This is a genomic window from Enterobacter cloacae complex sp. IR5401 (assembly GCF_049238425.1).
Lineage (GTDB): Bacteria > Pseudomonadota > Gammaproteobacteria > Enterobacterales > Enterobacteriaceae > Enterobacter > Enterobacter hormaechei_C.
This window is the reverse complement of record NZ_JBMKHN010000002.1, coordinates 445,580-462,816: the sequence shown is the minus strand read 5'-3', so window position 1 is coordinate 462,816 and position 17,237 is coordinate 445,580. Positions and strand designations below refer to the sequence as shown.

The 17,237-nt window shown below is 54.9% G+C and carries 15 protein-coding genes; 5 read left to right on the top strand and 10 right to left on the bottom strand.

Annotation, left to right across the window (positions count from 1 at the left end; genetic code table 11):
• Positions 1 to 53: 53 nt before the first annotated feature.
• From glnS to chiQ, 3 genes are all read left to right on the top strand, one after another.
• Entirely contained in the window at positions 54 to 1,721 is a 1,668-nt protein-coding gene (gene glnS, locus ACOTX1_RS05195) for a glutamine--tRNA ligase (protein WP_023315634.1), read from the top strand.
• A 447-nt stretch (positions 1,722 to 2,168) separates the two neighbouring features.
• On the top strand, positions 2,169 to 3,566 hold the full coding sequence (gene chiP / locus ACOTX1_RS05190; RefSeq protein ID WP_023315635.1) for a chitoporin ChiP: 1,398 nt from the start codon (positions 2,169 to 2,171) through the stop codon (positions 3,564 to 3,566).
• Between the two features lie 47 nt (positions 3,567 to 3,613).
• The gene (gene chiQ, locus ACOTX1_RS05185; RefSeq protein ID WP_032634658.1) at positions 3,614 to 3,940 is read left to right on the top strand and encodes a ChiQ/YbfN family lipoprotein; all 327 of its coding nucleotides are present in this window, start codon (positions 3,614 to 3,616) and stop codon (positions 3,938 to 3,940) included.
• Between the two features lie 91 nt (positions 3,941 to 4,031).
• On the opposite strand, the gene fur is transcribed toward chiQ, so the two are convergent.
• The 4 genes from fur to ybfF form a co-directional block, all read right to left on the bottom strand.
• Entirely contained in the window at positions 4,032 to 4,478 is a 447-nt protein-coding gene (gene fur, locus ACOTX1_RS05180) for a ferric iron uptake transcriptional regulator (RefSeq protein ID WP_003858655.1), read from the bottom strand.
• Between the two features lie 291 nt (positions 4,479 to 4,769).
• The gene (gene fldA / locus ACOTX1_RS05175) at positions 4,770 to 5,300 is read right to left on the bottom strand and encodes a flavodoxin FldA (RefSeq protein ID WP_003858653.1); all 531 of its coding nucleotides are present in this window, start codon (positions 5,298 to 5,300) and stop codon (positions 4,770 to 4,772) included.
• A gap of 155 nt (positions 5,301 to 5,455) precedes the next feature.
• Positions 5,456 to 5,743: a LexA regulated protein gene (ybfE, locus tag ACOTX1_RS05170; protein ID WP_003858652.1), complete on the bottom strand. Its 288-nt coding sequence runs from the start codon at positions 5,741 to 5,743 to the stop codon at positions 5,456 to 5,458.
• Between the two features lie 128 nt (positions 5,744 to 5,871).
• Positions 5,872 to 6,645, bottom strand: coding sequence for an esterase (ybfF, locus tag ACOTX1_RS05165; protein ID WP_023315637.1), 774 nt, complete (start codon positions 6,643 to 6,645; stop codon positions 5,872 to 5,874).
• Positions 6,646 to 6,828: 183 nt separating this feature from the next.
• Here ybfF and seqA point away from each other — a divergent pair, with 183 nt between their 5' ends.
• Together seqA and pgm are read left to right on the top strand one after the other, a co-directional pair.
• On the top strand, positions 6,829 to 7,374 hold the full coding sequence (seqA, locus tag ACOTX1_RS05160; RefSeq protein ID WP_003858650.1) for a replication initiation negative regulator SeqA: 546 nt from the start codon (positions 6,829 to 6,831) through the stop codon (positions 7,372 to 7,374).
• Between the two features lie 24 nt (positions 7,375 to 7,398).
• Entirely contained in the window at positions 7,399 to 9,039 is a 1,641-nt protein-coding gene (gene pgm, locus ACOTX1_RS05155) for a phosphoglucomutase (alpha-D-glucose-1,6-bisphosphate-dependent) (protein ID WP_023315638.1), read from the top strand.
• A gap of 103 nt (positions 9,040 to 9,142) precedes the next feature.
• Here pgm and potE read toward each other — a convergent pair whose 3' ends face one another.
• The 6 genes from potE to kdpC form a co-directional block, all read right to left on the bottom strand.
• The gene (potE, locus tag ACOTX1_RS05150) at positions 9,143 to 10,456 is read right to left on the bottom strand and encodes a putrescine-ornithine antiporter (RefSeq protein WP_003858648.1); all 1,314 of its coding nucleotides are present in this window, start codon (positions 10,454 to 10,456) and stop codon (positions 9,143 to 9,145) included.
• Entirely contained in the window at positions 10,453 to 12,651 is a 2,199-nt protein-coding gene (speF, locus tag ACOTX1_RS05145; RefSeq protein ID WP_022650609.1) for an ornithine decarboxylase SpeF, read from the bottom strand. The genes potE and speF overlap by 4 nt, the downstream gene beginning before the upstream one ends.
• Before the next feature lie 255 nt (positions 12,652 to 12,906).
• Positions 12,907 to 13,011 carry a leader peptide SpeFL gene (gene speFL / locus ACOTX1_RS05140; protein WP_003858645.1) on the bottom strand — a complete coding sequence of 35 codons (105 nt, stop codon included), beginning with the start codon at positions 13,009 to 13,011 and terminating at the stop codon, positions 12,907 to 12,909.
• A 277-nt stretch (positions 13,012 to 13,288) separates the two neighbouring features.
• Entirely contained in the window at positions 13,289 to 13,966 is a 678-nt protein-coding gene (gene kdpE, locus ACOTX1_RS05135) for a two-component system response regulator KdpE (protein WP_003858643.1), read from the bottom strand.
• Complete coding sequence (kdpD, locus tag ACOTX1_RS05130; protein WP_023315639.1) at positions 13,963 to 16,650, bottom strand: two-component system sensor histidine kinase KdpD; 2,688 nt, start codon at positions 16,648 to 16,650, stop codon at positions 13,963 to 13,965. The genes kdpE and kdpD overlap by 4 nt, the downstream gene beginning before the upstream one ends.
• Positions 16,651 to 17,226 (bottom strand): potassium-transporting ATPase subunit KdpC, encoded by a 576-nt coding sequence (gene kdpC, locus ACOTX1_RS05125; RefSeq protein ID WP_003858641.1) that lies wholly within the window; start codon positions 17,224 to 17,226, stop codon positions 16,651 to 16,653.
• Between the last annotated feature and the right edge of the window lie 11 nt (positions 17,227 to 17,237).

Below are 17,237 nucleotides of genomic sequence, written 5' to 3'. Positions count from 1 at the left end.
GGCTTATAAGATCATATGCCGTTATACGTTGTTTACGCTTTGAGGAATCCACGATGAGTGAGGCAGAAGCCCGCCCGAGTAACTTTATTCGTCAGATCATCGATGAAGATCTGGCCAGTGGTAAGCACACCACAGTCCACACGCGTTTCCCGCCGGAGCCAAATGGCTACCTGCACATTGGTCACGCCAAATCGATCTGCCTGAACTTTGGTATTGCGCAAGATTACCAGGGGCAGTGCAACCTGCGTTTCGATGACACCAACCCAGTAAAAGAAGACATCGAATACGTTGAGTCGATAAAAAACGACGTGCAATGGCTGGGCTTCAACTGGTCTGGCGATATCTGCTACTCCTCAGACTATTTCGATCAGCTGTATGCCTACGCGGTTGAACTGATTAACAAAGGTCTGGCATACGTCGACGAATTGTCAGCTGACGAAATCCGTGAATACCGCGGTACGCTGACTCAGCCTGGTAAAAACAGCCCGTTCCGCGATCGTAGCGTGGAAGAGAACCTGGCGCTGTTTGAAAAAATGCGTGCCGGTGGCTTCGAAGAAGGTAAAGCGTGTCTGCGTGCCAAAATCGATATGGCGTCTCCGTTCATCGTGATGCGCGATCCGGTGCTGTACCGCATTAAGTTCGCTGAACACCACCAGACCGGTAACAAGTGGTGCATCTACCCGATGTACGACTTCACCCACTGCATCAGCGATGCGCTGGAAGGCATTACGCACTCTCTGTGCACGCTGGAATTCCAGGACAACCGTCGTCTGTACGACTGGGTGCTGGATAACATCACCATTCCTGTGCATCCGCGTCAGTACGAGTTCTCTCGTCTGAACCTGGAATACACCGTGATGTCCAAGCGTAAGCTGAACCTGCTGGTCACCGACAAGCACGTTGAAGGCTGGGACGACCCGCGTATGCCGACCATCTCTGGCCTGCGTCGTCGTGGCTACACCTCGGCGTCCATTCGTGAGTTCTGCAAACGTATTGGCGTCACCAAGCAGGACAACACCATCGAAATGGCGTCTCTGGAATCCTGCATTCGTGAAGACCTGAACGAAAACGCGCCGCGCGCGATGGCAGTGATCGATCCAGTGAAACTGGTTATCGAAAACTATCCGCAGGGCGGAAGCGAACAGGTCTCGATGCCTAACCATCCGAACAAACCGGAAATGGGCACCCGCGACGTGCCGTTCAGCGGTGAAATCTGGATCGATCGCGCCGACTTCCGCGAAGAAGCGAACAAGCAGTACAAGCGTCTGGTGCTGGGCAAAGAAGTGCGTCTGCGTAACGCCTATGTGATCAAAGCAGAGCGAGTAGAGAAAGATGCGGAAGGTAACATCACGACCATCTTCTGTACGTACGACGCAGAGACGCTGAGTAAAGATCCGGCGGATGGTCGTAAAGTAAAAGGTGTAATCCACTGGGTGAGCGCGCAGCATGCGCTGCCGGTTGAGATCCGTCTCTACGATCGTCTGTTCAGCGTGCCTAATCCAGGCGCTGCGGAGGACTTCCTGGCGGTCATTAACCCTGAGTCTCTGATTATCAAGCAGGGGTATGCCGAGCCGTCTCTGAAAGCCGCTGAAGCCGGTAAAGCGTTCCAGTTTGAACGTGAGGGTTACTTCTGCCTGGACAGCCGTTACAGCACGGCAGAAAAACCGGTATTTAACCGTACCGTCGGTCTGCGTGATACCTGGACTAAGATCGGCGAATAATAACGCTGCTCTGGTCAATGAGAAACAAACGCCGCGTAATGCGGCGTTTTTTTATTTAACGATCATGTCGTTAAGCATCGAGGTAATCATTTAAACCCAACATTCCAGGTCAATGTGGTGCTACTTATTTTATTTAAAAAAAGTTTGTTGTTTTCCAAAAACAGAAACACTGAAAAATATATTCACAATATCAATGTTACTTACTGAAAATTAGCGCATTCCCCCGCCAGTACTCGCTTCCCGGTAAATGTTACAAAGCACTACGAAATATGTGCTCTTCGTCATAATCCTGACTTTTGCCTGATTAAAAGCATTGATAATTCGCGTCGCGAAAAATAACCTAAAGACGGTAGTTAATTCGAGGGTATTTCTGACTACCCCTGACCACTTGGTCTTTTCTGTTTTTCGCCGTTTAAGGCGTTTTAATTCGTCAAAGAGGAATAATCTATGCGTACGTTCAGTGGCAAACGTAGTGCGCTGGCGCTGGCTATCGCCGGTGTGACAGCAATGTCGGGCCTGGTGGTTGCGCCAGAGGCAAAAGCAGCAGGTTTCATCGAAGATTCCACCCTCACGGGCGGTATTTATTACTGGCAGCGTGAGCGTGACCGTAAAGACGTCACTGAAGATAAATACAAAACCAACCTTTCTCACTCGACCTGGAACGCCAACCTTGATTTCCAGTCGGGATATGCCGCCGATATGTTCGGGATCGATATTGCAGCGTTCACCGCAATTGAAATGGCCGAAAATGGCGACAGCGGCCATCCGAACGAAATTGCGTTCTCCTCCAGCAATAAAGCCTACGACGAAGACTGGTCCGGCGATAAAAGCGGAATCAGCCTGTATAAAGCGGCTGCAAAATTCAAATATGGTCCGGTCTGGGCGCGCGGAGGTTATATCCAGCCAACCGGTCAGACGCTGTTAGCGCCGCACTGGAGCTTTATGCCAGGCACCTATCAGGGGGCGGAAGCCGGTGCTAATTTTGACTACGGCGATGCGGGGGCGTTGAGCTTCTCCTATATGTGGACCAACGAGTACAAAGCGCCGTGGCACATTGAGATGGACAAGTTCTATCAGAACGATAAAAAAACCAAAGTTGATTATCTCCACTCGCTGGGAGCGAAGTACGACTTTAAAAACGATCTGGTGCTGGAAGCTGCATTTGGTCAGGCTGAAGGCTATATCGATCAGTACTTTGCTAAAGCCAGCTACAAATTTGATATCGCGGGTAGCCCGCTGAGCACCAGCTATCAGTTCTACGGTACGCGCGACAAGGTCAGTGATGGCAGCGTAAATGATATCTATGACGGCACCGCGTGGTTACAGGCGCTGACCTTCGGCTACAAGGTAGGTCAGGTTGATTTGCGTCTGGAGGGAACATGGGTCAAGGCAGAAGGGCAGCAGGGCTACTTCCTGCAACGTATGACCCCAACCTACGCCTCCTCTAACGGTCGTCTGGATATCTGGTGGGATAACCGCTCTGACTTTAACGCCGACGGCGAAAAGGCGGTCTTCTTCGGGGCAATGTATGACCTGAAAAACTGGAACCTGCCCGGCTGGGCAGTGGGCGCGTCCTACGCGTACGCCTGGGATGCGAAGCCCGGGGATATGGCAACGCCAGACGCGTACTACGATCCGAACTACCGTCTGAAAGAGTCTTCATACAGTCTGGATGCGATTTATACCCTTCAGGAGGGCCGTGCGAAAGGCACGATGTTCAAACTGCACTTCACCCAGTATGACAACCACTCCGATATCCCGAGCTACGCGGGCGGCTACGGCAACATCTTCCAGGATGAACGTGACGTGAAATTCATGGTCATTGCGCCATTTACCATCTTCTGATGAATGCTGCGGCGGGCGGTGTCCCGCCGTTATGGAGACTGAACATGATGAATAAAAGGGTAATCGTTGCGTTGCTGACCTTCGGGCTGGTGGCATGCGCGCAGGATCAGGCGCCGAAAGAGGACTCCCGTCTGAAAGAGGCCTACAGCGCGTGCATCAATACCGCACAGGGTTCACCTGAGAAGATTGAGGCCTGTCAAAGCGTGCTGAACGTGCTGAAAAAAGACAAAACCCATGAGCAATTCGTCACGCAGGAAAACGTTCGCGTAATGGATTACCAGGCCTGTATTCAGGCGCGTAAAACCGGTAACGATCAGGAAGTGGCGAAGCGTTGCGATAAGATCTGGAACGAGATACGCAATAACAATAAATAAGTTGCTTTACGCCCGGTGGCGCAGCGTCACCGGGCTTTTTTCAGGCAAAAAAAAGCCAACCTCACGGCTGGCTCAGAGTATGAACACTCACTTATTTTGCGTCGTGCGCATGTTCATTTTCGCGGCAATCACCTTCAGCACAGTGACCGTACAGGTACAGGCTGTGGTTGGTCAGGCGGATGCCATGACGGGCGGCGATTTCACGCTGGCGCGATTCAATGGAATCATCGCTAAATTCAATGACCTTGCCACAGTCGAGGCAGATCAGGTGATCGTGGTGGTGCTGCTGAGTCAGCTCGAACACGGATTTACCGCCTTCGAAATTATGACGAGTAACAATGCCCGCGTCATCAAACTGGTTCAGCACACGATAGACGGTTGCCAGCCCAATCTCTTCACCCATATCGATAAGACGCTTATAAAGGTCTTCCGCACTGACATGGTGATTGTCTGGCCCCTGAAGCACTTCAAGGATTTTTAACCGAGGAAGCGTTACTTTCAGGCCAGCTTTCTTTAATGCGGTATTGTTGTCAGTCATGCGGAATCTGTCCTGTTGCTAAACGATTCACTTCAAAAGAAGAAGTGACAGAAAATGCACTTGGGATAATGCGTCTCATTATAGAACTGCCATGGCTAAATGAAAACTGCAAGTCTCAAGCAAAGTATGCTTATAAAAACGTGGTATCACCAACAAACTTGTTCGATGGCACCCACTTTTTACCAGGGGGATATTGTACAGGTCTGGGCGAAAAAGTTAAAAGTTTGTAGCAATTAATTTAATCGGTTTTACCTGGAAAACGGGCGCAACCGGAGTTGCGCCGCAGGGATATCAGGCGTTAAGGATATCGTCCAGGTTCAGCTCTTCACGAACCTGCTTAACCCATTTTTCTACACGCTCAGCGGTCAGCTCTGGCTGACGGTCTTCATCAATGGCCAAGCCAACGAAGTGATCGTCATCTGCCAGACCTTTGGAAGCTTCGAAATGGTAACCCGCCGTTGGCCAGTGACCGACGATCGCCGCACCGCGTGGCTCAATGATGTCGCGAATAGTGCCCAGCGCATCACAGAAATACTCAGCATAGTCTTCCTGATCGCCACAGCCAAACAGGGCAACCAGCTTGCCGTTGAAGTCTACTTCTTCCAGCGTCGGGAAGAAATCGTCCCAGTCACACTGTGCTTCACCGTAGTACCAGGTGGGGATGCCCAGCAGCAGGATGTCATAGCCCTCGAGATCTTCTTTGCTGCTCTTGGCGATGTCATGCACATCAGCAACGTCTTTACCGAGCTGTTTTTGAATGTTTTTTGCGATATTTTCAGTATTGCCGGTATCACTGCCAAAGAAAATGCCGATGATTGCCATGAGTAAAATAACCTCTTGAAACTTAATGGTATGGTGGCGCAAATTGTCCACGGATAAGGGCAATAATAGCAGAACAGGCAACCCTGCGGAAACAGCTATCACGCAGGACTGCACTCTGTGCTACATGAAAAAGGTAATATTGGGGATTTTCTGACTCACGCCTTGCCGCGTAACGTCTCAAGCTGGGCGATCAGCATCTCTTCGATCAATTCGCTGCGGCTGATGTTGCGCGCGTCAGCTAATTCGTTAAGCGCATCGACGGCATCGGCATTCAGCTTCAGTTCGACACGCTTAAGCCCACGATTTTTATCGCGTTTAAGCTGGTTGCGTTTATTGATACGCAGCTGTTCATCGCGCGAAAGCGGATTCGTTTTCGGTCGTCCCGGTCGACGCTCATTCGCGAACAGATCTAGTGTCGTACGGTCCGTTTGTTCTTTGGCCATGATTCTGAGACTTCGGGGGAAACACGCCGCCCTGCTAATGCCCGGGCGATAAGCGCGCCATCATACATCACCCAAATCCACACGCCAACGACTGGAAGCCCGTCGTCTTCCGGTCGCTGGCTTTTTAATCAATTCGCTGTATCAGTAAGATAGCGGCGAATGGCGCGCAGGACGGCATCCGGTTTTTCCGCGTGTACCCAGTGCCCGGCACCCGCAATGACGTGAGCGCGAGCCTGCGGGAATTGCGCCAGCAGCGCGTCACGGTACGCGTCAGTGACGTAAGGGGAGTTGCCGCCGCGAATAAAAAGGGTAGGGTGCGGCCAGGCGGGGACGGCTTCCCAGCCCACAATATGCGAATACTGATCCCACAGCACCGGGACGTTAAAGCGCCATTGCCCGTCAACAAACGATTTCAGCAGGAACTGGACCACGCCTTCTTCATCAAGATGCTCGCGCATAACGGCAGCCGCCTGTTGGCGGGTTGCGACACCCGCTTCGGTGACCGCATTGATGGCGGCAAAAATCTCATCGTGACGGCGAACGTCGTAATTGACGGGCGCAACGTCGATGACCACCAGCCCGGCAATTCGCTCAGGTGCCAGCGCAGTGAGCGCCATCACCGCTTTACCGCCCATTGAATGCCCGATAAGCGTCGCTTTCTGAATATTATTCGCATCGAGGGTGTCCCGCAGATCCTGCGCCATGGCTGCGTACGTCATCTCCTCCGAGCGCCCTGAAAGACCGTGATTGCGCATATCAACCTGGAGGATCTCGTGATCGGTCACTAAATCGCGCGCCAGCACACCCAGATTATCCAGGCTACCAAACAGGCCGTGAACCAGTACGATGGGAGAATTATTGTTCGGCGATTGTGCAGTTTGCGCTCGGGTATTCAATTTCATGGCAAAGTTCTTTTTTTAGGTTTGTCAGGTTAGGGTATCATGTTGACCATTCTGCCGCCCGGGGGCAAGGATCCAGTTTAATCTGACTTTTGCCGCCAACCTGGTTTGACGCTATCCGCTGTTGGGATTTGACCTTATAATCTCAACGACTTGTATTCAGATAAGATATCGCACTGGATTAAGATGAAAACAATCGAAGTTGATGACGAACTCTATCAGTATATTGCCAGCCAGACGCGGCATATTGGGGAGAGCGCGTCCGACATTTTACGGCGCATGCTTAAAATTTCCGCCGCCTCACAGCCCACTCCTGTCACTAAAGATGTCGTGTCTCAGCCGAGCGTTGTTGCACAAGTAAAACCTGCCGTCATGCCGGCAAAGGACAAAGTGCGCGCGATGCGCGAGCTGCTGCTGTCCGATGAATATGCCGAGCAGAAAAAGGCCGTTAACCGCTTTATGCTGGTGCTGTCTACACTTTACTCACTGGATAACAACGCATTTGCAGAAGCGACAGAGTCGCTGCACGGTCGCACGCGCGTTTATTTCGCAGGCGACGAGCAGACCTTGCTGCAAAATGGCAACCAAACCAAACCCAAACACGTTCCCGGTACGCCATACTGGGTGATCACTAATACCAATACGGGCCGCAAGTGCAGCATGATCGAACATATCATGCAGTCCATGCAGTTCCCGGCGGAATTGATCGAAAAGGTTTGCGGTACAATTTAACCCTTGCATCAGAAGGACCAGGCAATGGCAAATCACAGCCGTGCAGGACAACCTGCGCAACAACGCGATTTGATTAACGTCGCTCAACTGACCGCGCAGTACTACGTGCTGAAACCGGTGGTGGGCAACGCAGAACACGCAGTGAAGTTTGGTACATCTGGCCACCGCGGCAGCGCGGCGCGCCACAGCTTTAACGAACCGCACATTCTGGCCATTGCTCAGGCCATCGCGGAAGAGCGCGCCAAAAATGGCGTCACCGGTCCGTGCTATGTAGGGAAAGATACCCACGCCCTGTCTGAACCTGCTTTTATCTCCGTGCTGGAAGTGCTGGCGGCGAACGGCGTAGACGTGATTGTTCAGGAGAACAACGGTTTCACGCCAACGCCTGCGGTGTCTAACGCTATTCTGGTACACAACAAAAAAGGTGGCGCGCAGGCTGACGGCATTGTGATCACCCCGTCCCACAACCCACCGGAAGATGGCGGCATCAAGTACAACCCACCAAACGGTGGCCCGGCGGATACCAACGTCACGAAAGTGGTGGAAGATCGCGCCAACGCGTTACTGGCTAACGGTCTGAGCGGCGTGAAGCGTATCTCACTGGATGAAGCCATGGCCTCCGGCCACGTGAAAGAGCAGGATCTGGTTCAGCCGTTCGTGGAAGGGCTGGCGGATATCGTCGATATGGCCGCTATCCAGAAAGCCGGTCTGAAGCTGGGCGTGGATCCACTGGGCGGCTCCGGTATTGAATACTGGAAACGCATTGCCGAGCACTACAAGCTGGATCTGACCATCGTGAACGATCACGTCGATCAGACCTTCCGCTTTATGCACCTGGACAAAGACGGCGCGATCCGTATGGACTGCTCCTCCGAATGCGCAATGGCTGGCCTGCTGGCGCTGCGCGACAAGTTCGATCTGGCGTTTGCTAACGACCCGGACTACGACCGTCACGGTATCGTCACCCCGGCTGGGCTGATGAACCCGAACCACTACCTGGCTGTGGCCATTAATTATCTCTTCCAGCACCGTCCGCAGTGGGGCAAAGAGGTCGCGGTGGGTAAAACGCTGGTCTCTTCCGCCATGATTGACCGTGTGGTCGATGCGCTGGGCCGCAAGCTGGTGGAAGTGCCGGTGGGCTTCAAGTGGTTTGTTGACGGTCTGCACGACGGCAGCTTTGGCTTTGGCGGTGAAGAGAGCGCGGGGGCATCCTTCCTGCGCTTCGACGGCACCCCATGGTCAACCGATAAAGACGGCATCATCATGTGCCTGCTGGCGGCGGAAATCACCGCGGTCACCGGTAAGAACCCGCAGGAACATTACAACGAGCTGGCGGAACGTTTTGGTGCGCCAAGCTATAACCGTATCCAGGCTGGCGCCACGTCTGCGCAAAAAGCAGCTCTGTCAAAACTCTCTCCGGAGATGGTCAGCGCCAGCACCCTGGCAGGTGACCCGATCACCGCGCGTCTGACGGCGGCACCGGGTAACGGCGCATCCATCGGCGGCCTGAAGGTGATGACCGAAAACGGCTGGTTCGCCGCGCGTCCATCCGGTACGGAAGATGCGTACAAAATCTATTGCGAAAGCTTCCTCGGCGCTGAGCATCGTCAGCAGATTGAGAAAGAAGCGGTAGAGATTGTCAGCGAAGTGCTGAAAAACGCGTAAGTGGTGTTTGGTGCGGGCTGATGCCCTCACCCCGGCCCTCTCCCACGGGGAGAGGGAGAAAACACTAAAAACGGCAACCTCAGGGTTGCCGTTTTGCTTTTACCTAACTGTGCTTGTTCTTCAATTCAAATCTCGGCGACACCAGACCGTACAGCGTCCAGCCCATAAAGGTCACCATCGCACCATACAGCATCGCTTCCTGGCCGGAGGAATAGAGCGCATAGAAGCTGTAAATTGCGCCAATCAGCGCCACAATATTGGCCGCACGGGCTTTGCGCGGATCAACCTTCGCCACCTTCTGAATAATCACCAGCGCCGCCATCGACAAAATGTACGGAATGATGTTCGTCACCACCGCCAGGTTGACCAGCACGTTAAACTGGCTGTTCAGTGACGGGCTGATGGTCATCAGCGACAATCCGCTCTGGAAGATGACAATCGCCAGCATGCCCTGCACCGGTGCATCCGCTTTGGTGACGCGGGAGAAGATTTTCGGGAAATAGCCTTCGTCAGCCGAGGATTTAAACACCTGAGCGATGGTGAACTGCCAGCCCAGCAGCGAGCCGCAGCAGGACATCACCATCAGTCCCATGATCACTTTCCCTACCTCCGGCGTAAACATCTGCGCGAACGCCAGCCCGAACGGCGCCGTGGAGTTGGCCAGATCCATGTTGGGCACAATTCCCGCAATCACGTTGGTCGAGACGATATAGATCACCGCCGCCCCCAGCGTCCCGCCGAGTACCGCGATCGGCACATTTTTCTCCGGGTTTTCCACCACTTCCGCATTCGCACAGGCTGACTCCAGCCCGAGGAAGGCCCACAGCGTCATGGCGATGGACGATCCCACGGCAGTGAAGAACGGTACGTGATGCGGATTCCAGGAGTTGGCGTACAGGGTCGGGCTGAACCAGAACCAGCCGATGATGCACAGGCCGACAACCGGGATAATCACGCCCCAGACGGTAATGCTGCTAAGTTGTCCGGTGATGCGCGCGCCGCCAAAGTTGGCGACGGTACAGATCCACAGCACGCCGATGGTTGCCAGCCCAATCTGCACCGGGGTCAGCGTCGCCCCAAACAGCTCCGTGCCGTAACCGACAGCGGAAATGGCAATCGCCACGTTGGCGATCAGCAGCGACACGCCGTAGGTATAGTTCGCCATAAAGTTACCGGACTTACCGAACGCATATTCGGCATAGCCACCCATCCCGCCGGACTTGCGGCTGAACATTCCGCACTTGGCAAAGGCCCATGCCAGCGCCATCGAACCCACGGCGGTAACAAGCCAGGAGATAATCGAAATCGTCCCCACTTCAGCGAGCTTGGTGGGCAGCATGATGATCCCCGAACCCATCATATTCACCATGGTGAGAATAGTGAGTTGCACCACGCCCATCTTGTTGGCCTTACTCATAATTTTTCTCCTTTCAGCAGCGATGGCTGAGCGGCAGGTTGTTTGATGACGTAGCAGCGCACCTGTTTGCGACCGTCACACTCCTCGACGTAAACCCCCTGTAACTCCGGCGCAAAGCCCGGCAGCAGATTGATCCCGTCTTCCAGCGCGGCGAAGTAGCGCAGCACGGAACCGCCCCAGACTTCCCCCGGAACCACGCACAACACCCCCGGTGGGTAAGGCAGCGCGCCTTCCGCGGCGATACGGCCTTCCGCGTCGCGCAGGGACACCAGCTCGACCTCACCGCGCAGATAGGCATAGTTCGCCTCCTGCGGGTTCATCATGACGCGCGGGAAGTGAGACCTGCGGAACATCTCTTTTTGCAGCTGCTTCACGTTATGGCGGGCATAGAGGTCGTGCATCTCCTGACAAATCTGACGCAGGGTATAATCCGCATAACGTTCCGGATGTTGCTTATAAAGAGAGGGCAGAACCTCTTTCAGCGGCACATCGCTCTGGAGCAGTTTTTCGAAGCGCACCAGTTGGGCGACGAGCTGCTGCAATTTGCCCATGTCCTCCGCCGGGGTGAGCAGGAAGAGAATGGAGTTGAGGTCGCATTTTTCAGGCACGATGCCGTTTTCACGCAGGAAGTTGGCGAGGATGGTGGCGGGCACGCCGAAATCATCGTACTCGCCGGTGCGGGCGTTGATGCCTGGCGTGGTCAGCAGCAGTTTGCAGGGATCGATAAAATACTGATGCTCGGCATATCCCTCAAAGGCGTGCCAGCGTTCGCCCGGAACAAAATGGAAGAAGCGCAGATCGGTTGCAATCTCTGCCGTATCCCAGCTTTCCCATGGACGGCCATCCACCGTCTCTGGCACGAACGGACGAATAAACTGACAGTTCTGAAGGATCAGTTTCCGTGCTTCGATACCGGTCACCACGCAGTCCATCCACATGTTGCGCCCACTTTGCCCCTCGTGCATGCGGGCGTTGATATCCAGGGCGGCAAACAGCGGATAGAACGGGCTGGTGGAGGCGTGCATCATAAAGGCGTTGTTGAGGCGCTTATGCGGGACATAGCGCGCCTGGCCTTTTATATGGCTGTCCTTCTTATGGATTTGCGAGGTTTGCGAGAAGCCCGCCTGCTGCTTATGCACCGACTGGGTAACCAGAATGCCCGGATCGTTTTCGTTCAGCTCCAGCAGCAGCGGCGAGCAGTCGGCCATCATCGGGATAAACTGCTCGTAACCCACCCAGGCGGAGTCAAACAGAATGTAATCGCACAGGTGACCAATCTTATCCACCACCTGACGGGCGTTATAAATGGTACCGTCGTAGGTGCCCAGCTGGATCACCGCCAGACGGAACGGACGTTCATCCCGCGCGCGACCAGGCGCGACCTCTGACACCAGTTCCCGCAGGTAACTCTCGTCGAAACAGTGTGCGTCAATACCGCCGATAAACCCGTACGGGTTGCGCGCCGTTTCCAGATACACCGGCGTCGCGCCTGCCTGTAACAGTGCTCCGTGGTGATTAGATTTATGGTTATTGCGATCGAACAGCACCAGATCGCCTGGCGTGAGGAGGGCATTGAGCACCACTTTGTTGGAAGAGGAGGTGCCGTTCAGCACGAAGTAGGTTTTATCCGCATTAAAGACTTTTGCCGCATGCTGTTGGGCGATGCATGGCGCGCCTTCATGGATCAGCAGATCGCCCATTGCCACGTCGGCATTGCACAGATCGGCGCGGAAAAGCGTTTCGCCAAAGAAATCGACAAACTGGTTTCCGGCCGGATGGCGGCGGAAGAACTGGCCTCCCTGATGTCCGGGGCAGTCAAACGCACTGTTCCCCTGCTGGACGTAATCGACCAGCGCGCGGAAGAACGGCGGGCGGAGCTGGGTTTCGTACTTCTGCGCAGCCGCTTCAAGCTGGCGTCCGTAGTACGCATTGCTGGTGTCGGAGTACTCAAAAACGCCGTGAATACGCGACAGAAATTCAGCCGGAACCCTTTCTTCTTTATGCGTGGCAATAAACACCGGAATACCGAATCCCGTGGCTTCTATTTCTTCTATGGCGCCATTGAAAATATCGCTGACGGCCAGAACCACGGCTGCCACATCAATATAATCCGATGCGGTGATATCCACAATGTCGCGCGAAGTGGTAAAGCATTCAGGGCAGGCACGGCTGACGGCAATTTTTAACGTTTTCATCTTTATCTCTTTATTTCAGGCAATATGGGGCCCTCGACTTCTTGCGGTAAAGAAATCGATTATTTCCGGAAAAAAAAGCAAAGCGTGTCCGCTGATACGAAATCAGTTAATTGCTTTTTTGCTGAGTAGAATTCAGTCCGCCCGGTTGCGGAGAATCTGAATCACAAGGAATGAGCGCAGGTGTTCACAGGCAACAGCCTGTAAAATAGCGTTTTTCAGGATGACCTGTAAGCAGATGCGCCAGAAGTCGAAGGACTACCGGGCGTTAAAGAGATGAAAGTCAAAACAGTTTCGGTGGGCAAACATCATGATATGTGTTGTCCGCCTTATATGGGGCATTAAACGATTATTGTTTTCCATGTTCAGTTTCCTTTCAGTAATTGAAAGCATGGTCATTTTATCCAGGGAAAAGGGATTAACTGTGAAACAGATCACCAATAACCGATCATTTCAGAAATAATTAGTCGTTTTGAGTGAATAACACAGATCAAAATGCTGTTTTGTTGGTTCGGTGTTAAATGGATGTTTTAATTGTGTTTAAGGAGGGCGAATATAGCCGTGAAAATAATCTCATCGTTATTTTCATGGCTATATTCAGGCTGGTAAGTTTTTATTTAAAATTAAAGTGAATACTTATTCAGATCATAAACCGATATCCGATACCGGTTTCTGTTAATAAATGACGAGGACGCGCGGGATCGGCTTCAAGCTTCTGGCGAAGGTGTCCCATATAAATGCGTAAATAGTGACTATGCTCGACAGCATTCGGCCCCCAGACCTGGCTTAACAGCTGTCGCTGCGTTAACACTTTACCATGGTTATTGAGCAGCACGGCCAGCAGACGAAACTCAATAGGCGTAAGGTGGATCTCTTCTTCTCCTCTTACGATGCGGCGTGCAGCAAGATCGACGCGGATATCGCCAAAGGCGTACACCGGGTCGGAAGGGGAGGTGGCACTGTGTCGACGCAGCGCCACACGAAGCCGGGCCTGTAACTCGCCAATGCCAAACGGTTTGATCAGATAATCATCCGCTCCGGCATCCAGCGCGGCGATTTTATCCGTCTCTTCGGTGCGGGCAGAGAGCACCAGAATAGGCATCTGGCTCCACTGACGCACCTCACGAATAAAATCGATGCCGTCGCCATCCGGAAGTCCCAGATCCAGGATCACCAGATCTGGCTTGCGGGTCGCGGCTTCAATCAACCCTCGTTGAAGCGTTCCGGCTTCATGAACGCGCAAACCGTCGCCTTCCAGCGCAGTACGCAGAAATCGGCTGATAGCGAGCTCATCTTCAACAATCAGAACGTTAATCACAAATCCTCTGGTAATTCATCAAGTTCTGGTGGGCTTTCCAGAGGAAGTGTAACACAAAAGCGTGCCCCACCTTCCGGGCGGTTCTCTGCGGAAATGGTGCCGCCATGCACGTCGACAATCGCCTGGCAGATCGCCAGCCCCAGCCCAACGCCAGGAATGGCGGATTCCTTATTACCGCGCGCAAATTTTTCGAATATGGCGCGCTCCTGACCGGCCGGAATACCCGGCCCGTTATCCCAGACGTCGAGCCGCAGCACACGTTTATCCACCCTGGCAGAAATCCCCAGCCGGGCCTTTGCCCCGGCGTATTTAGCGGCATTTTCCAGAAGATTAATCAGCACGCGCTCAAACAGCGGGCCATCCACATGGATTAACGTCAGGGGTTCCGGCATGTCCAGCTCAATATGGCGCCCGCCGAGACCCGGCTCCAGCATCTTCAGCGCACTGCCGACAACCTCCTCAAGGGTGAGCCACTCTTTTTTGAGGTTAAACCCGCCGGACTGAATGCGCGCCATGTCCAGCAGGTTGTTCACCAGGCGCGTGGTATTCAGCACGTGCTGGCGAATTTCGCTGGCCTGCATCGCGTGCTTTGATCCTTCCGCCGCCAGATCCAGCGTCAGAATTTCGGACTGGCCAAACAGCACGGTAAGCGGCGTGCGCAAATCGTGAGACAGCGCTGCCAGCAGCGAGTTGCGAATACTTTCGCGCTCGCTTGCCAGCCGCGCCTGCTCTTCGCTGGCGGTGAGCGCCAGCCGTTCAAGGGCGCTGGCGACCAGCAGGGTGAAGGTTTCAAGCAGGCGCTGCTGCTCGGGGATCATCAGCTGACGCAGGTTAGACGGCTCGACGATGACCAGCCCGTGATTTTTATCCGCGCTGCGCAGCGGCAGGATCTGGTAAGGCACGCCGGGCAGCGTGTCGGTGCCGGCGCCGGCAGGTAAACCCTTATCGAAACTCCAGCGGGCAATCGCTTCATCCCAGGGCGTCATCCCCGAAGGGGAGGTCAGCGGGCGAAGGCGCCCTTGTTCGTCGGGGAGCAAAATCAGGTTACTGGCATGAAAGGTCGAACGGATAAACTGCTCGCTGGTCTGCACGATATCTCGCTGCGTGCGGCCAACCGCCAGCGATTTTGACATTTCATACAGATGGCGCGTGCGCTGCTCGCGATAGCGGGCAATGCGTGCCTGGTAGCGCACGCCTGCCGTCAGATTCCCGATCACCAGCCCGACGGTAAGCATCACGGCAAAGGTCAGAATGTACTGCACGTCCGAGACAGCAAGCGTCCCGCGCGGAGCAATAAAGAAGAGATCGAAGCTGATGACGTTGATCACCGTCGCCAGCACCGACGGCCAGCGGCCATAAAAGAGCGCGACCACAACGACGCCGAGCAGATAAATCATGACCAGATTGGCGGCGTCGAAGGCGATGAGCCACTGGCTGGCAATCACCGTAATCAGGGCGCAGAGGACCACGGCCACCATGCAGCCCCGGATCTGAATGCGCCATTTATCGCCAAAGGTGCGAGCGTCCGGCGTACGGTTGGGCAGGGGGGCGGGCTTGTCATCCAGCGCGACGATGACTAAATCAAGATCCGGCGCGCGGCGGGCCAGCCTGTCGGCAAAAGATTCGCGGCTAAACCAGCGGCGGTGCTGGCGACGTCCAATGACAATCTTGCCCAGGTTGTGCTCCCGCGCGTAGCGCAGAATGGCTTTATCTTCCTGCGGATCGGAAAGGGTTGCGGTTTCGGCGCCCAGCTCCTGCGCCAGCCGCAGCGCGCTCAAAATGGCGCGGCGCTGATTTTCCGGCAGGCCATGCAGCTGCGGCGTTTCGACGTAGACCGCGTGCCAGACGCTGCCAAACTTCGCTGCAAGCCGGGCGGCGGTGCGAACCAGTTTTTCGTTGCCGCTGCCGTGACCAATGCATAACAGAATGGCGTCCCGCGTGTGCCAGACGCGCTCTTGTCCCTGTAGGTCTCGCCAGGCGCGCATCTGGTCATCAACGCGATCGGCGGTGCGGCGCAGGGCCAGCTCGCGCAGGGCAATCAGGTTTCCTTTGCGGAAAAAATGTTCGATGGCGCGTTCGGCCTGGCCGGCAATATACACTTTGCCTTCATGCAGGCGCTGGCGCAGATCGTCCGGCGGCAGGTCAACCAGTACGACTTCATCGGCAGAATCAAAAAACGGATCGGGGACGGTTTCCCGCACCTGGATACCGGTTACGCCGCTCACCACGTCGTTCAGGCTTTCCAGATGCTGAACATTCACCGTGGTGAAGACGTCAATGCCTGCCTCAAGCAGCTCCTCAACATCCTGCCAGCGCTTCGGATGGCGGGAGCCTGGCGCATTGCTGTGCGCCAGTTCGTCCATCAGGATCAGGGCAGGGCGGCGGGCGAGGGCGGCATCAAGATCAAACTCCGTGACCAGCCGCCCGCGATGGCTGATAAGCTGGGGCGGCTGCGTCGCCAGCCCCGTCAGCAGCGCAGCAGTCTCTTTGCGACCGTGGGTTTCCACCACGCCGATGAGAATATCAAGCCCCTGTGCCCGAAGCCGCTGGGCTTCCGTCAGCATGGCGAAGGTTTTCCCGACACCCGCGCAGGCGCCGAAAAAAATTTTCAGCTTGCCACGGTGGGCTTCAGCCGTCTGTTCAAGCAGCCTGTCCGGATCCGGGCGCATGGGCTCGTCGGTCATTTAGTTCTTCCTTAGCGCATCCAGCGCCAGATTCAGCTCAACAATGTTCACTACCGGCATGCCGATGAAGCTGACCAGCGGCTTTTGCGTATGTTCTGCAACCAGCTGGCTCACCTGCTCGACGGTCAGCTGACGGGCGGCGGCCACGCGTGGGATCTGCCAGACCACCGCGTCCGGCGTCAGGCTGTAATCCAGCCCGCTCGCGGAGGCGGTGACCAGCTCAACCGGCACCTCACGGCTGGCCTGCGGATTCGCAGCGCGCAGGGCGGCAACGCGTTCAGCAATGGCTTTGTCCAGGTCAGGGTTACTGCCCGCCAGATTGCTGCCGCCGGAGGCCATTGGATTATACGGACTTTCCGCAGTGGCGGAAGGGCGTCCCTGGAAGTAGCGTGGGTCCGTAAAGTTCTGCCCAATCAGACGCGAGCCGCGGTTTTCACCGTTCTGGATAATCAGCGAGCCGTTGGCCTGATCCTGAAACCACCACTGGCCCAGCGCGGTAGTCATCAGCGGGTAAAGCCCGCCGGTAATCAGAGACAGCAGAATAAACAACAGTATAGCGGGACGTAACATCGTCATTGGATCCACCT

What these genes read in the sequence shown, in the direction of transcription:
- kdpD (WP_023315639.1), bottom strand. Translation starts at nt 16,650, where the DNA reads ATGACCGACGAGCCCATGCGCCCGGATCCGGACAGGCTGCTTGAACAG.
- fldA (WP_003858653.1), bottom strand. Translation starts at nt 5,300, where the DNA reads ATGGCAATCATCGGCATTTTCTTTGGCAGTGATACCGGCAATACTGAA.
- pgm (WP_023315638.1), top strand. Translation starts at nt 7,399, where the DNA reads ATGGCAAATCACAGCCGTGCAGGACAACCTGCGCAACAACGCGATTTG.
- glnS (WP_023315634.1), top strand. Translation starts at nt 54, where the DNA reads ATGAGTGAGGCAGAAGCCCGCCCGAGTAACTTTATTCGTCAGATCATC.
- fur (WP_003858655.1), bottom strand. Translation starts at nt 4,478, where the DNA reads ATGACTGACAACAATACCGCATTAAAGAAAGCTGGCCTGAAAGTAACG.
- ybfE (WP_003858652.1), bottom strand. Translation starts at nt 5,743, where the DNA reads ATGGCCAAAGAACAAACGGACCGTACGACACTAGATCTGTTCGCGAAT.
- chiP (WP_023315635.1), top strand. Translation starts at nt 2,169, where the DNA reads ATGCGTACGTTCAGTGGCAAACGTAGTGCGCTGGCGCTGGCTATCGCC.
- seqA (WP_003858650.1), top strand. Translation starts at nt 6,829, where the DNA reads ATGAAAACAATCGAAGTTGATGACGAACTCTATCAGTATATTGCCAGC.
- speF (WP_022650609.1), bottom strand. Translation starts at nt 12,651, where the DNA reads ATGAAAACGTTAAAAATTGCCGTCAGCCGTGCCTGCCCTGAATGCTTT.
- chiQ (WP_032634658.1), top strand. Translation starts at nt 3,614, where the DNA reads ATGAATAAAAGGGTAATCGTTGCGTTGCTGACCTTCGGGCTGGTGGCA.
- ybfF (WP_023315637.1), bottom strand. Translation starts at nt 6,645, where the DNA reads ATGAAATTGAATACCCGAGCGCAAACTGCACAATCGCCGAACAATAAT.
- speFL (WP_003858645.1), bottom strand. Translation starts at nt 13,011, where the DNA reads ATGGAAAACAATAATCGTTTAATGCCCCATATAAGGCGGACAACACAT.
- kdpC (WP_003858641.1), bottom strand. Translation starts at nt 17,226, where the DNA reads ATGACGATGTTACGTCCCGCTATACTGTTGTTTATTCTGCTGTCTCTG.
- potE (WP_003858648.1), bottom strand. Translation starts at nt 10,456, where the DNA reads ATGAGTAAGGCCAACAAGATGGGCGTGGTGCAACTCACTATTCTCACC.